The organism is Dokdonella sp. (genome assembly GCF_035511235.1).
Classification (GTDB): Bacteria; Pseudomonadota; Gammaproteobacteria; order Xanthomonadales; family Rhodanobacteraceae; genus Dokdonella.
The window spans coordinates 1-14,220 of record NZ_DATKFQ010000002.1 but is presented as its reverse complement, the minus strand read 5'-3'; the positions used below and the strand labels follow the sequence as shown (position 1 = coordinate 14,220).

Below are 14,220 nucleotides of genomic sequence, written 5' to 3'. Positions count from 1 at the left end.
GCCGCGAATGCCGCCGGGCGATCGGCTCAGCGCGTCGCGTCGCCGGACGCGGCGGTCTGCGCGGCATCCGCCGGCCGGCGCGCATAGCGCTGCGCGAGCCAGGCGCAGGCCATCAGCTGCACCTGGTGGAACAGCATGATCGGCAGCACGATCATGCCGAGCGCGGGATTGCCGGCGAACAGGATCTTGGCCATCGGCACGCCGGTGGCGAGGCTCTTCTTGGTGCCGCAGAAGACGATCGTGATCTCGTCCTCCTTCGAGAAGCCGAGCGCGCGGCTGCCGAGCGTGGTCAGGACCAGCATCAGCGTCAGCAGCGCCAGCACGCAGGCCGCGAGGATCGCCAGCGCCGGCGGCGGCACGTGATGCCAGAGGCCCTCGACGACCGATTCGCTGAAGGCTACGTAGACGACCAGCAGCACGGTGCCGCGATCGGTCTGGCCGAGCACGCGGCGATGGCGCTCGACGAACCGGCCGACCCAGGGCCGCAGCAGGTGGCCGGCGACGAACGGCACCAGCAGCTGCAAGACGATGTCGCCGATCGCCTCGAGCGGCGAGCCGCTGTCGCCGTCGCCGCCGGGCGTGCCGAGCAGCAGCGCGACCAGCAGCGGCGTCGCGAACACGCCGAGCAGGTTCGACGCCGACGCGCTGCAGACCGCGGCCGGCACGTTACCGCGTGCGATCGCGGTGAACGCGATCGAGGACTGCACGGTCGACGGCAGGCAGCACAGGTACATCAGGCCGAACACCAGTCCGGCCGGCAGCACGGCGCCGGCCAGCGGCCGGAACGCGAGGCCGACCAGCGGAAACACGACGAAGGTCGCCGCCAGCACGACCAGATGCAGGCGCCAGTGCAGCAGGCCGGCGACGATCGCCTCGCGCGAGAGGCGTGCGCCGTGCAGGAAGAACAGCAGCGCGATGCCGGCGACCGTCAGCCGGTCGAAGAACACCGCGGCCGCGCCCTCGCACGGCCACAGCGAGGCCAGCACGACGGTGCCGATCAGCGCCAGCGTGAAGCCGTCGAGCAGGCTGCGCAGCGTCTTCATCGCGGTCCGGATTCCGCCTCGCCGCGCGATCGAATGCGCCGTGCGCGCGGACATGTCGCGTCATGCGCGCGTGCGGCGCGCCTCGTCGAGCGGTACCGGTCGATCGCGTATCGGGGCGCTGCGAACGCGGGCAGGGAACGGCGGCGATGCATCGGCCGCACGGTACACCAGGCGCCGGGCGCCGGCCTAGCGAGCGGTGGCGTGCGGCGGCGATCGATCAGCGGTACCGGATGCGTCCGATCCTCGCTCGATCGGTGGCCTCGCCGGACCGATCCGGCCGGCCGTCGTGCCGGCATCGGCCGCAGCCGGCGCACCGCGGGCCACCGATGCCGAGGCACCGGCGGCTGCGCCGGCGCGATGCTCAGAACGCCTCGTCGAACCCGACCTCGCCCTGCACGCCGACCTGATAGGCCGATACGCGGCGCTCGAAGAAGTTGGTCAGCTCCTGCACGTCCTGCAGCTCCATGAACGGCAGCGGGTTCTTGACGCCGTAGCGCTTGGCCATGCCGAGCTTCACGAAGTGCTGATCGGCGCAGTACTCCAGGTACTGGCGCATGTCGCGCGTGGAGATGCCGGCAACGCCGCCGGCCAGCACGTCCTCGGCGAACTGCGTCTCGCAGTCGATCGCCTCGGCCAGCATTTCGTAGACCTGGCTCTGCATCTGCGCGTCGAACAGCTCCGGCTCCTCGCTGCGCACGGTGCGGATCGCCTCGAACGCGAACGCCATGTGGCAGCTCTCGTCGCGGAACACCCAGTTGGTGCCCGAGGCCAGGCCCGGCAGCAGGCCACGCGAGCGGAAGAAGTACACGTAGGCGAACGCCGCGAAGAAGAACAGGCCCTCGATGCAGGCCGCGAAGCAGATCTGGTTGAGCAGAAACTCGCGGCGCTGCTCGCGCGTCTCGATGCGGTCCAGGTGCTGGATCGAGTCGATCCACTTGAAGCAGAACTCGGCCTTCTTGCGGATCGACGGGATGTTCTCGACCGCCGCGAACGCCTGCACGCGCGCGTCCGGATCGGGCATGTAGGTGTCGAGCAGGGTCAGGTAGAACTGCACGTGCAGCGCTTCCTCGTAGAGCTGCCGCGACAGGTACATGCGCGCCTCGGGCGAATTGAGGTGCTTGTAGAGATTGAGGACCAGGTTGTTGGAGACGATCGAATCGCCGGTCGCGAAGAACGCAACGAGACGGTGGATCAGATGGCGGTCGGCGGCCGACATGCGCGAGCGCAGGTCGGTCACGTCGATCGAGAAGTCGACCTCCTCGACGGTCCAGGTGTTGCGGATCGCCGCGCGGTACATCTCGTAGAACTCGGGATAGCGCATCGGCCGCAGCGTCAGTTCGAAGCCGGGGTCGAGCAGGTGGTGGGATCTTGGTAGCGGTGGCTGGGCGGACATGGGCGCTCGCAGGTCGAAGGAGGAACGCGCCCGCCGCGAATGCAGCGGGCGCGGGGCGGGCAGGCGCTACTGGCAGGCCTCGCAGTACTCGGGGTTCTCGAGCGAGCAGAACACCGCCTGCGTCGCCGCTGCCGGGTCGGCGGCCGGCTGCAACGGCGCCGCAACCGGCTCGGCCGCCGTGGCGCCGACCGTGGTCTTGGCGATCCGCGTCGCCGGACGCGAGCGCAGGTAGTAGGTGGTCTTCACGCCGGCCTTCCAGGCGTACATGTACATCGAGGACAGGCGGCCGATGTTCGGGTTTTCCTGGAACAGGTTCAGCGACTGGCTCTGGTCGATGTAGGCGCCGCGCGCGGCGGCCAGATCGATCAAGGCCTTCTGCGGCAGCTCCCAGACCGTGCGGTAGATCTGCCGCAGCGGCTCGGGAATCGCCGCGATGCCCTGGATCGAGCCTTCGGCGAGCTTGATCGCGTCGCGGATCGCGTCGGTCCACAGGCCCAGCGACTTGAGCTCCTCGACCAGATAGCGGTTGACGACGAGGAAGTCGCCCGACAGCGTCTCGCGCTTGAACAGGTTCGACACCTGCGGCTCGATGCACTCGTAGCAGCCGGCGATCGAGGCGATCGTCGCGGTCGGCGCGATCGCGATCAGCAGCGAGTTGCGCAGGCCCTGCGTGCCGATCCGCTCGCGCAGATCGTTCCAGCGCTCGGCCGGGATCGTCGGGCGCGCCTGCGGCCAGTAGTCAAACTGCAGCTCGCCGCGCGCCGCGCGGGTCTCGTCGAAACCGGGATGGCGGCCGAACTCGGCGGCCAGTTCCGAGGAGCTGAGCAGCGCGTTGTAGTAGATCTCCTCGGCGATCCGCGACGACAGCGCGAGTGCCTCGGGCGAGTCGAACGGCAGACGCAGCTGGAATAACACGTCCTGCAGGCCCATCACGCCGAGGCCGACCGGTCGCCACTTGCGGTTGGCCGTGGCCGCGGTGTCGATCGGGTAGAAGTTGATGTCGATGACGCGGTCGAGCTGGCGCACCGCGGTGCGCACGGTCGCGGCGAGCTTGTCGAAGTCGAAGCCGCCGTCGGCGACGTGCCGCGCCAGGTTGATCGAGCCGAGATTGCACACCGCGGTCTCGCCGCCGGAGGTGACCTCGAGGATCTCGGTGCACAGGTTCGACAGGTGGACCACGTTCTGCGTCAGCGCGGTCTGGTTGCAGGTCGCGTTGCTGCGGTCTTTGAACGTCATCCAGCCGTTGCCGGTCTGCGCCAGCGTGCGCAGCATGCGCGCATAGAGCTCGCGCGCCTTGATCGTCTTGACGGCCAGGCCGTCGGCCTCGGCCTGGCGGTAGGCGTGGTCGAACGCCTCGCCCCAGCTGTCGACGAAGTGCGGGACGATCTTCGGGTCGAACAGCGACCAGTCCGCGTCGCGTTCGACGCGGCGCATGAACTCGTCGGGCACCCAGTTGGCGAGATTGAGGTTGTGCGTGCGGCGCGCCTCGTCGCCGGTGTTGTCGCGCAGCTCGAGGAATTCCTCGATGTCGGCGTGCCAGGTCTCCAGGTACACGCAGGCCGCGCCCTTGCGCTTGCCGCCCTGGTTGACCGCGGCCACCGAGGCGTCGAGCGTCTTGAGCCACGGCACCAGCCCGTTGGAATGGCCGTTGGTGCCGCGGATCAGCGAGCCGCGCGAGCGCACGCGCGAGTACGACAGGCCGATCCCCCCGGCGAACTTGCTGAGCTTGGCGACGTCGGCGTACTTGCCGTAGATGCCCTCGAGCGAATCGTCCGGGGAGTCGAGCAGGAAGCACGAGGACAGCTGCTGGTGCGCGGTGCCGGCGTTGAACAGCGTCGGCGAGCTTGGAATGTACTCGAGCGAGGACATCAGCCGGTACAGCTCCAGCGTCTCGCCGATGTCGCCGCCGCCGAGCGCGCAGGCGATGCGCATGAAGAAGTACTGCGGCGTCTCGAGCACCTTGCGCAGCTGTGGATGGCGCAGCAGGTAGCGGTCGTAGACGGTGCGCAGGCCGAAGTACTCGAAGCGACGCGTCGCCGCCGGGTCGATCGCGTCGTTGAGCTTGCGCGCGTTCAGCGCGACGAAATCACGCAGGGCCGCATCGATGATGCCGACCTCGACGCCGCGCGCGACCGACTGCGAGAACGACTGGATCTCCTGGCCGGCGACCTCCTTGTCGATGTAGCCGGCGAGCAGGCGGCCGGCGAGGAAGCCGTATTCGGGTTCTTCGGCGGTCAGCGCGGCGGCGGTGCGGATCGACAGCTCGTCGAGCTCGCGCGTGCTGGCGCCGTCGTAGAGGCCGCCGATCGTCTTGAGCGCCACGCGCATCGGATCGACCGCGTGCAGGCCTTCGGCGGTGCGCGTCACCGCGCGCACGATCTTGTTGACGTCGACCGCTTCGGTCGAGCCGTTGCGCTTGGTCACGCGCATCTGCGCGGGGCTGTGCGGCGGCGTCAGCGCGAAATCCTGGCGCTGGCCGCCGGCCTTCGGCGCAAGCACCGGCGCGGAAACGGGATCGGCATCCGCGGTCGCGGGGCGCATATCGAGGGGCTGCATGGAATTCCTCCGTCATCTGTCGGACCACCTGCTCCGTCGCGCAGGCATGGTCGGTTCGACCACCGGGGAGGAACGGCGTCGACGACGACGACGCGCCATCGGGCGCGCCGTCTCGTGACGCAGCCTCCCCGCGGAGGTGGTCACCCGCGCCGGGAGCCGACGATCGGCGAACGGCGTCTCAGCGGACGCGACGACGTCGACGGCGACCCGACGTGTCGGCAGGTCTTCGGGCTCGTGGACCGGAGCCTTGCGGCTCGCCTAGTCTCCGCCGCTTCCCAGTCCGACCGGACCAGTGCAGAACGCGGATTTCGTTTCCACCTACCGCTGCGGGGCAGCTCCGGCTTCACACCGGATTCCCTATTAAGCCGGCGGGACCTGGCGGGGATCGAGAGCGGCTCCGGGGCGGTCTGAGCGGACCGCCGCGCCATTCCCCGCATCGGCGAGGGACGGCCCCGAGACCTGCGCGGGCTGGCCGCGCGATTCGAATCGAGGCACCGCAGACGCGTGTCCCTCGAACCCTGCCATGCCCTGCGGGCACCGACGACCACAAGCTATTGTGGTCGCCTGGGTGTGTCAACCGATTATTTTGTGTCGCGCCCTCTTGCTTTTCGCGGAGCGCCAGAGGCGGCGCGGCTTTGCCGGCGCCGCCGCGGTTCAGTGCAGCGGCAGCTCGAAGCCGTCGGCGAAGACCGCATCCTCGGCGAGCAGGCACAGACCCACGCCGGCCGCGCTCAGCGGCTCGGCCAGCGATGGCAGCGGATTGGCCGCCAGGTCCGGCAGGGCGGCGAGCACCGGCGTCCAGCCGGCGATCTCGCCCGGCACGTCGGTCGCCGTCGAGAAGCCGGCATAGGCCGACTCGTCGCAGACCAGACCGGCACCTCCGGCGTCGAGATCGACCCGGTGCGCGGTCTCGAACACGAACACCTGATCGCCGCTGCGGTTGGCGCCGAGCGCGAGCAGGGCGCGGTCGCCGGCGAGCGCGAGCGCGCCGGTCGGGAAGCCGATGTTGTCGGTCGCATAGCGGCGCTGGCTGCGCAGCGCGAGGTCGGCGTCCAGGCGCATCAGCACCGTGCCGGTATGCATCGCCTCGCCGTTGGCCTCGCCGTAGAGCCAGAAGCTGCCGCCGTGGGCGGCGCTGGCGATCACGTTGAAGAACGGGATCAGCGTGCGCTGCGGCGCCGGCGCGAAATCGGCGGCGACGCGCTGCAGATAGAAGAAGTTGGGACCGAACGCGGTGCGCCGGCCGGCGATCACCCAGCCGCCGTCGGGGTGCGGCAGCAGGTCCAGTGCGCGGGCGCGGATGCCGGCACTGGCCGGATGGCCGATCGCGCGCGAGGCGAGGATCTGGCCGGACGCGCCGATCCGCACCAGCGCATCGCCGCTCTCGAGGCTGACCGGACTGGTCCGGCGCGCGGTCTCCAGCAGCACGACCTCGCTGCCGTCCTCGGCGCGCTGCCAGTCGACCGTGCGTTCCTGCTCGGCGGTGCCGATCGTGCGTGCCGACAGCACGCTGCCGTCGGCCGGATCGACCGTCGCGAGCAGGCCGTCGCCGTTGCCGAAGCCGCCCTCGATCGCGTATTGCACCTCGCCGAGCACGCGCAGCGGTCCGCCGCCGGTTTCCGGCGCCTTGAGCCGGGCCGAGGCGAACGAGGCCTGCGGCAGGTTCAGGCGCATGTTCCAGACCGGGTTCAGGCCCGCATCCAGACGCGTCAGGAACAGCCGGTACGGACCGGCGAAGTCGTCGAACTCGAGGCTCGCGGCGACGACGTCGCCGCCGTCGAGCGCGATCAGCGACTGCGCGATCTGCTGATGGCCGGCATTGCTCGGCAGCGCGTGCGCGGCCAGACGCTTGCCGCCTGCATCGCGCGCGATCAGGTAGAGGCTTTCGGTCAGCTTGGCGTCGGTCCTGGAGCCGAACGTGACCGAGCTGCCGTCGCCGCGCTGCACCGCGCCGGCGACGCGGACGTCGAAGTCGCCCGGCGCGAGCATGGCCGAGTCGTGGAACAGCGGTGGCTGGCCGGCGCGGGCCTCGGCATGGGGAACGGACAGGCCGGCCAGCAGGCAGGCGACGATCAGGCGTTTCATCTTCGATTCCTCGACACGGATGGGCGCTGCCGGCGCAAGTCGCGCCGGCATACGAGCAGACGGATTCGGGCGTGCGATCCACTCAGAGGCGGCGTGATCCGGGCAGGTGCCGTGCCGGCCGCCCGGTCGCGGCATGGCCGGCGATGCGGCTATGCTGGCCGCCGGCGACGATCGGCGACTCCATGCTCAACACGCTCTGGCTCGGCTTCTTCCTCGCGGCGGCGCTGTCGGCACTGGCGCGCTGGCTGATCGGCGGCGAGGCCGACGTGTTCGCGGCGATGGTGGCCAGCCTGTTCGAGATGGCCCGGCTGTCGGTCGAGGTCATGGTGCTGCTGTTCGGCACGCTGACGCTGTGGCTGGGCTTTCTGCGCATCGCCGAGCAGGCCGGCCTGGTCGCCGCGCTGGCGCGCCTGCTCGGCCCGGTGTTCGCGCGGCTGATGCCCGAGGTGCCGCGCGATCACCCGGCGGTCGGCCTGATCACGCTCAATTTCGCCGCCAACGCGCTCGGTCTCGACAACGCGGCGACGCCGATCGGCCTGCGTGCGATGCGCGAGCTGCAATCGCTCAATCCGCATCCGGATACCGCGACCAACGCGCAGATCCTGTTCCTGGTTCTGAACGCCTCCTCGCTGACCCTGCTGCCGGTGTCGATCTTCATGTACCGCGCGCAGCAGGGGGCGGCCGACCCGACTCTGGTGTTCCTGCCGATCCTGCTGGCGACGACGGCATCGACCCTGGTCGGCCTGCTCGGCGTCGCCTGGATGCAGCGGCTCAGGCTCTGGGATCCGCTGCTGCTGGCCTGTTTCGGCGCCGGCGCGCTGCTGCTCGGCGGCTTCGTCGCGGTGCTGTCGACGCTGTCGGCCGCGGCGCTGGCCGGGCTGTCGTCGCTGCTCGGCAATCTCGTGCTGTTCGGCGTGATCGTCGCATTCCTGCTCGTCGGCGCGTGGCGCCGCGTGCCGGTCTACGAGAGTTTCGTCGAGGGCGCGCGCCAGGGTTTCGAGGTCGCGCGCGACCTGCTGCCGTACCTGGTCGCGATGCTCTGCGCGGTCGGCGTGCTGCGCGCCTCGGGCCTGCTCGACCTGGCACTGGACGGCATCCGCTGGATCGCGACGACGAGCGGAGCCGACACGCGCTTCGTCGACGCGCTGCCGACCGCGCTGGTCAAGCCGTTCTCGGGCAGCGCGACGCGCGCGCTGCTGATCGAGACGATGCAGCACCACGGCGTCGACAGCTTTCCGGCCTTGCTGGCGGCGACCGTGCAGGGCAGCACCGAGACCACCTTCTACGTGCTGGCGGTCTACTTCGGCGCGGTCGGCGTGCGCCGCGCGCGACACGCGGTCGGGTGCGCGCTGCTGGCCGATCTGGCCGGCGTGCTGGTCTCGATCGCGGTCTGCTACTGGTTCTTCGGCTGAACGCGCGGCCCGATGCGGCTCAGACCGGCCGGCCGCGCAGGATCCGCGCCGGCAGCAACAGCACGCTGCGCAGGAACTCGAAGACGCCGTTGACCGCGAAGCCGATCAGCCGGAACGGCAACAGCAGCAGCCAGATCAGCGGGTAGAGCACCAGGGCGAGCAGGGCCAGCGGCCAGCACACCACCAGCAGCAGCAACCAGATCAGGAAGCTCAGCATTGCATGGCTCTCTCGAGGCGCCGGCACGGGGCGCCGGCGGGGTGGAACATGAGGATGGCGCCGGCCCGATCAAGCGGCCCGCCCGGCGCGAATCGCCGGCGCGAGCCGCTCGCGGCCGTCACTCGCCCGGCTGGTCGCCGCTGAAGCGCTGCGGCGTCGCGCCCTTGACCGGTCCGATCCGGGCGCTGTCGCTGACGTAGAGGTCGACCTCGCGGCGGAACTCGAGGGTGCCGTCGACGACCGCGCGCGGACCGATCACGACGCGCGGCTTGCGCGAGGTATCGGACTTGAACCAGCTGCCGCTCGGCTTCTCGATCAGCACGCCGCCGGTGACCTGGGAATCGGCGCCGACGATCACGTTGCCGCTGACGGTGCGGATGCCGCCGCCGATGCGCGCACCGTCCAGGCGGATCTCGCCGTTGACGTTGGAGACCGCAGCGCCGACGTCGGCGCCGCGGTCGAGATGGATGCGACCGTTGACGGCCTCGACCGACTCGGTGATCCGGCTGCGCTCGCCGACCTGGATCGAGCCGTTGACGGTGCTCAGCGAGCCGGCGACGGTGTCGACGGTCAGCGTGATCGAACCGTTGACGGTCTCGGCGGACTCGATCCGCGCACCGTCCTCGATGCGGATCGAGCCGTTGACGGTGCTGACCTCGCCGGCGGTCTTGTTCGCCTCGACGCGGACCGACCCGTTGACCTTGCTGATGTCGCCGCCGTCGGCGGCCAGCACGGGACAGGACAGCAGCAGGGCGATCGTGACGGCAATCGTGCGCAACATGGGGCGTACTCCTGAGGGGTTCGGACGCATCGGATGCGGCCGGGCCGGGCCGGGTTTAACGGCGCGCCGAAGCCGGCCGGCGCTCGGGGTTCGCGCTAACATACGCGATTGCTCCCGCCGGATCCGCCGCGCCCGTGTCCCGACCCAAACCCGTCCTGCTGCTGATTCTCGATGGCTGGGGCCATCGCGAAGAAACCGAACACAACGCGATCGCGCAGGCGCGCCTGCCGCACTGGCGCGCGTTGCTGGCCGAGTGCCCGCATACCCTGGTCGACACGCACGGCCTGCATGTGGGCCTGCCGGACGGGCAGATGGGCAATTCCGAGGTCGGCCACATGACGATCGGCGCCGGGCGCGTGCTCTACCAGGACCTGACGCGCATCGACGCGGCGATCGCCGATGGCAGCTTCGACCGCAATGCGGCCCTGGTCGGCGCCTGCGCGGCGGTCAAGACCAGCGGCGGCACGCTGCACGTGTTCGGCCTGCTCTCGCCGGGCGGCGTGCACAGCCACGAGAACCACATCTTCGCGCTGCTCGAGCTGGCGCGCCGCCAGGGCGTGGCGCGGGTGGCCGTGCACGCATTCCTCGACGGCCGCGACATGCCGCCGCAGAGCGCCGAGCCGAGCCTGCGCGCGCTCGAGGAGACCTGCCGCCGGGTCGGCCAGGCGCGCATCGCCTCGGTCAGCGGGCGCTACTACGCGATGGATCGCGACCGCCGCTGGGACCGCGTCGAACGCGCCTATGCGGCGATCGCCGACGCGCGCTCGACGCAGCATGCGCCCGACGCGCTGTCGGCGCTGCAGGCGGCCTATGCGCGCGGCGAGGGCGACGAATTCGTGCAGCCGACGGTGATCGACGGCGGCGTGCCGATCGAAGACGGCGACGCGATCGTCTACATGAACTTCCGCGCCGACCGCGCGCGCCAGCTGACCGAGGTCTTCGTCGCGCCGGGTTTCGACGGCTTCGCGCGCGCGCGCCGGCCGGCGCTGTCCGCGTTCGTGACGCTGACCCAGTATGCGGCGGATCTGCCGGTGACCGCGGTGGCCTGGCCGCCGCAGTCGACCGAGCGCTCGCTGGGCGAATACCTGGCCGCGCTCGGCCTGCGCCAGCTGCGCATCGCCGAGACCGAGAAATACGCGCATGTGACGTTCTTCTTCTCGGGCGGGCGCGAGGCGCCGTTCGACGGCGAGGAACGCATCCTGGTGCCGAGCCCGAAGGTCGCGACCTACGATCTGCTGCCGGCGATGAGTTGCCCGGCGGTCACCGACGCGCTGGTCGCGGCGATCGGCAGCGGCCGGTTCGACTTCATCGTCTGCAACATCGCCAACCCGGACATGGTCGGCCACACCGGCGTCGAGGCCGCCGCGATCGAGGCCGCCGAGGTCGTCGATGCGGCGATCGGCCGGATCGTCGCGGCGATCCGCGCGGCCGGCGGCGAGATGCTGATCAGCGCCGACCACGGCAATCTCGAGCAGATGGTCGACGCCGACGGCGTGCCGCACACCCAGCATACGGTCGGCCCGGTGCCGCTGGTCTACGTCGGCCGGCCGGCCGCGCTCGCGCCCGGCTCGCTGGCCGACCTGGCGCCGACCGTGCTGGCGCTGATGGGGCTGGCGCAGCCGGCCGAGATGACCGGCCGCAGCCTGGTCACGTTCGCCGCCTGATGCGCCGGGCGCTGGCGCTGCTCGCCCTGCTGGCCGGCGCGCATGCGCTGGCGCAGGACGATGCGGCTACGCGTGCGGCCGAAGAGGCCAAGGCGCGCCGCCAGCTCGAGCAGGTGCGCGCCGAAATCCGCACGCTGACCGACGCCCAGCGCGCGACCCAGGGCCAGCGCGAGGACGCGACGCGCGGCCTGCGCGAGCAGGAGCTGGCGATCGCCGCGGTCGCGCGCGAGCTGGTCGCGATCCAGACGCGACGCGGCGAGCAGCAGCGCGAGCTGGACGCGCTGAACCGCCGTCGCGCCGAGCTGACCGACGCGCTCGGCCGTCAGCGCGAGGCGCTGGCCGCGCTGCTGCGGTCGGCCTACGCGCTGGGCCGCCACGAGGAGCTCAAGCTGCTGCTGCAGCAGGACGACGTCGCCGGCATCGCGCGCGTGCTCGCCTATCACCGCTATTTCCAGCGTGCGCGGCTCGGCCGCATCGACGCGCTGACCGCCGATCTGGAGCAGCTCGCCGAGGTGCAGCGGCAGATCGAACTGCATCAGGCCGAGCTCGACGCTACGCAGGCCGCCCAGGAAGCCGAGAACCGGCGCCTGGCCGGCGAGCGCGCGACGCGCGCCGAGCTGCTCGGCGCGCTCGAGGCGACGCTGAAGACGCAGACGGCGCGGCTGGCCGCGCTCGGCAAGGACGAGGGTGCGCTGCTCGGCCTGATCGAGAAGCTGCGCGACGTCTTCGCCGACATCCCGCGCCAGCTCGGCGTCGCCGATGCGTTTGCGTCGCTGCGCGGCCGTCTGTCCTGGCCGCTGCAGGGCAAGCTGCTGACCGGGTTCGGCGCCACCGACGAGTCGGGCCGCCGCAGCGCCGGCTGGCGCATCGCGGCGGCGGCATCGACGCCGGTGCAGGCGATCGCGCACGGCCGGGTCGTCTTCGCCGACTGGTTCAAGGGCTACGGTTTGCTGCTGATCGTCGATCATGGCGAGGACTATCTGAGCCTCTACGGCTACAACGAGGCGCTGCTCAAGGACGTCGGCGACTGGGTCGCGTCCGGCGAGCCGGTCGCGCGCAGCGGCGTCAGCGGCGGCCAGTCGGTCGACAGCCTCTATTTCGAGCTGCGCCACAAGGGCAAGCCGATCGATCCGAAGGTCTGGCTGAAGCGCTGACCGGCCTTCGCCGGAAACTGCGGCGCCTTCGCGCGGTCCATGAACCGGATGCGGGTTCCGGATGCGTGCCGACGCGGCGCCGCCGAAGGACGCGCTACCATCCCCGTCCGTCACTGATTGCAAGGACCTGCCGCATGCGCCTGTCATCCCTGCTGTTGGCCGCCGCTCTGGCCACTGCCTGCTCGGCCGTCCGCGCCGACGAGCCGGCACCGGCGTCAGCGGCCCCGCCGCCGGCCGCGGCGGCACCCAAGAGCACGCTGAGTCTGGAGGACATCCGCACGTTCACCGCGGTGTTCAGCCTGGTCAAGCAGGGCTACGTCGAGGACGTGTCCGACCAGCGCCTGATGCAGGCGGCGATCCGCGGCCTGCTGGCCGATCTCGACCCGCACAGCGAGTATCTGGACGGCGCGCAGATCGAGGAGCTCAACGAGGACACCACCGGCAGCTACGCCGGCCTCGGCATCGAGGTCGTGCCGATGGACGGCGTGCTGCGCGTGATCGCGCCGATCGACGACACGCCGGCCGAGCGCGCCGGCATCAAGGCCGGCGACACGATCCTGCGCATCGACGGCAAGCCCCTCTCGCCCGACGACCTGGCCGGAGCGATCGACCGCCTGCGCGGCCAGCCCGGCAGCGAAATCACGCTGAGCATCCTGCACGAGGGCCACAGCGTGCCGGTCGACGTCACGCTCAAGCGCGAGATCATCCGCGTCGCCAGCGTGCGCGGCCGCCTGATCGAGCCCGGCTACGCATACTTGCGGATCAGCCAGTTCCAGGCCGAGACCGGCAACGACCTGCGCAAGCGCCTGACCCGCCTGCAGACCGAGAACGGCGCGCCGCTCAAGGGCGCGGTGCTCGACCTGCGCAGCAACCCGGGCGGTCTGGTGTCGGCGGCGGTCGACGTCAGCGACATCTTTCTCGATGCCGGCGTCGTGGTCACGACGCGCGGCCGCATCAAGGAGGCCGAGCTCTCGTTCAGCGCGACGCCGGGCGACCAGCTCGCGGGCGCGCCGCTGGTCGTGCTGGTCGACAACGGCTCGGCTTCGGCGGCCGAGATCGTCGCCGGCGCGCTCAAGGACAATCACCGCGCGCTGTTGATGGGCCGGCGTACGTTCGGCAAGGGCTCGGTGCAGACGATCCTGCCGCTCGATGCCGAGCACGCGATCAAGCTGACGACCGCACGCTACTACACGCCGAGCGGCGTCTCGATCCAGGCCCAGGGCATCGTGCCGGACATCGCGCTGTCGGATCTGGCGCTGACGCGCCGCGATGCGCCGCCGACGCCGATGCTCAGCGAGCGCGACCTGCGCAACCATCTGCAGGGCGTCGACGAGACGATCGACCTGCCGGCGGTCGAACAGGACGAGGAAGTCCAGTCCGACTACGCGCTCAACGAGGCGCTGAACGTGCTCAAGGGCCTGGCGCTGCAGCGCCGGCCGGCGCCGGCCGAAAAGAAGGGCTAGCGTGTGCGGGCAGCCAGCTTGGCGATCGCCGCATCGGGCACCCCGGACGCTGCCGCTGACAGGCGCGGCCCGGTTTCAGGTCGTTTCAAAACAGGCGTTTACGAAACCGTTCGTAGCAGTCTGAATGCCCGATAAATCATTCCGGCGCCGCTTCGCAACTTTTCTGCAGTCGCCTCTGTCTTAGTTTCCGGGTGCACGCAACGGCGCCCCCGGATCCCCTCCTCCCTGGGTGGATCCTGTGAAGGTCGGATTCTCCCCAAGTCCGGTCTTCCCCCGCCCCGAGGGCTCCCCCTGGCCCTCGGGGCATTTTATTTGGTTCATCGCGGATTACCGGGGAAGGCGGCGCGGATCTTGAGGAAGAAGTAGGCCTCGTCCCGGTAGCCGTATGCGCGGCGCTTGATGACCTTGATGGTGTTGTTGATACCTTCCACGACGCTGGTGTTGAGAGGGTG

11 protein-coding genes and 1 riboswitch are annotated in these 14,220 nt (G+C 70.6%); of the genes, 4 read left to right on the top strand and 7 right to left on the bottom strand.

The genetic code is table 11. The features are described from left to right. Nucleotides 1-26 precede the first annotated feature (26 nt). From VMR06_RS00695 to VMR06_RS00680, 4 genes are all read right to left on the bottom strand, one after another. The gene (locus VMR06_RS00695; RefSeq protein ID WP_325371953.1) at nt 27-1,043 is read right to left on the bottom strand and encodes a bile acid:sodium symporter family protein; all 1,017 of its coding nucleotides are present in this window, start codon (nt 1,041-1,043) and stop codon (nt 27-29) included. Nucleotides 1,044-1,404: 361 nt separating this feature from the next. Further along, complete coding sequence (locus tag VMR06_RS00690; RefSeq protein ID WP_325371951.1) at nt 1,405-2,436, bottom strand: ribonucleotide-diphosphate reductase subunit beta; 1,032 nt, start codon at nt 2,434-2,436, stop codon at nt 1,405-1,407. A gap of 66 nt (nt 2,437-2,502) precedes the next feature. Further along, the gene (locus VMR06_RS00685; RefSeq protein WP_325371949.1) at nt 2,503-4,992 is read right to left on the bottom strand and encodes a ribonucleoside-diphosphate reductase subunit alpha; all 2,490 of its coding nucleotides are present in this window, start codon (nt 4,990-4,992) and stop codon (nt 2,503-2,505) included. A gap of 199 nt (nt 4,993-5,191) precedes the next feature. Further along, nucleotides 5,192-5,383, bottom strand: a riboswitch (cobalamin riboswitch). Nucleotides 5,384-5,646: 263 nt separating this feature from the next. Further along, on the bottom strand, nt 5,647-7,077 hold the full coding sequence (locus tag VMR06_RS00680) for a hypothetical protein (RefSeq protein ID WP_325371947.1): 1,431 nt from the start codon (nt 7,075-7,077) through the stop codon (nt 5,647-5,649). 182 nt (nt 7,078-7,259) lie between these two features. On the opposite strand from VMR06_RS00680, the gene VMR06_RS00675 reads away from it, so the two are divergent. Next, the gene (locus tag VMR06_RS00675) at nt 7,260-8,489 is read left to right on the top strand and encodes a nucleoside recognition domain-containing protein (RefSeq protein WP_325371945.1); all 1,230 of its coding nucleotides are present in this window, start codon (nt 7,260-7,262) and stop codon (nt 8,487-8,489) included. 19 nt (nt 8,490-8,508) lie between these two features. Here VMR06_RS00675 and VMR06_RS00670 read toward each other — a convergent pair whose 3' ends face one another. Both VMR06_RS00670 and VMR06_RS00665 read right to left on the bottom strand, forming a co-directional pair. Beyond that, nucleotides 8,509-8,706, bottom strand: a complete 198-nt coding sequence (locus VMR06_RS00670) for a hypothetical protein (RefSeq protein WP_325371943.1) — start codon at nt 8,704-8,706, stop codon at nt 8,509-8,511. A 118-nt stretch (nt 8,707-8,824) separates the two neighbouring features. Further along, nucleotides 8,825-9,487, bottom strand: coding sequence for a hypothetical protein (locus VMR06_RS00665; RefSeq protein WP_325371941.1), 663 nt, complete (start codon nt 9,485-9,487; stop codon nt 8,825-8,827). Nucleotides 9,488-9,621: 134 nt separating this feature from the next. On the opposite strand from VMR06_RS00665, the gene gpmI reads away from it, so the two are divergent. The 3 genes from gpmI to VMR06_RS00650 all read left to right on the top strand — a co-directional run bounded on the left by gpmI (nt 9,622) and on the right by VMR06_RS00650 (nt 13,768). After that, nucleotides 9,622-11,151, top strand: a complete 1,530-nt coding sequence (gene gpmI, locus VMR06_RS00660; RefSeq protein WP_325371939.1) for a 2,3-bisphosphoglycerate-independent phosphoglycerate mutase — start codon at nt 9,622-9,624, stop codon at nt 11,149-11,151. Beyond that, a complete protein-coding gene (locus VMR06_RS00655) occupies nt 11,151-12,305 on the top strand; it encodes a murein hydrolase activator EnvC family protein (RefSeq protein ID WP_325371937.1) in 1,155 nt (384 codons plus the stop codon). The genes gpmI and VMR06_RS00655 overlap by 1 nt, the downstream gene beginning before the upstream one ends. A gap of 134 nt (nt 12,306-12,439) precedes the next feature. Next, a complete protein-coding gene (locus VMR06_RS00650; RefSeq protein WP_325371935.1) occupies nt 12,440-13,768 on the top strand; it encodes a S41 family peptidase in 1,329 nt (442 codons plus the stop codon). A gap of 317 nt (nt 13,769-14,085) precedes the next feature. On the opposite strand, the gene VMR06_RS00645 is transcribed toward VMR06_RS00650, so the two are convergent. Next, nucleotides 14,086-14,220: transposase (locus VMR06_RS00645; protein WP_325372106.1), on the bottom strand; the 135-nt coding region annotated here is incomplete at its 5' end.

Excerpts from the sequence above, each read along its gene's own strand:
- VMR06_RS00655 (WP_325371937.1), top strand. The coding sequence starts at position 11,151 with ATGCGCCGGGCGCTGGCGCTGCTCGCCCTGCTGGCCGGCGCGCATGCG.
- VMR06_RS00680 (WP_325371947.1), bottom strand. The coding sequence starts at position 7,077 with ATGAAACGCCTGATCGTCGCCTGCCTGCTGGCCGGCCTGTCCGTTCCC.
- VMR06_RS00685 (WP_325371949.1), bottom strand. The coding sequence starts at position 4,992 with ATGCAGCCCCTCGATATGCGCCCCGCGACCGCGGATGCCGATCCCGTT.
- VMR06_RS00650 (WP_325371935.1), top strand. The coding sequence starts at position 12,440 with ATGCGCCTGTCATCCCTGCTGTTGGCCGCCGCTCTGGCCACTGCCTGC.
- VMR06_RS00665 (WP_325371941.1), bottom strand. The coding sequence starts at position 9,487 with ATGTTGCGCACGATTGCCGTCACGATCGCCCTGCTGCTGTCCTGTCCC.
- VMR06_RS00675 (WP_325371945.1), top strand. The coding sequence starts at position 7,260 with ATGCTCAACACGCTCTGGCTCGGCTTCTTCCTCGCGGCGGCGCTGTCG.
- VMR06_RS00695 (WP_325371953.1), bottom strand. The coding sequence starts at position 1,043 with ATGAAGACGCTGCGCAGCCTGCTCGACGGCTTCACGCTGGCGCTGATC.
- VMR06_RS00690 (WP_325371951.1), bottom strand. The coding sequence starts at position 2,436 with ATGTCCGCCCAGCCACCGCTACCAAGATCCCACCACCTGCTCGACCCC.
- VMR06_RS00670 (WP_325371943.1), bottom strand. The coding sequence starts at position 8,706 with ATGCTGAGCTTCCTGATCTGGTTGCTGCTGCTGGTGGTGTGCTGGCCG.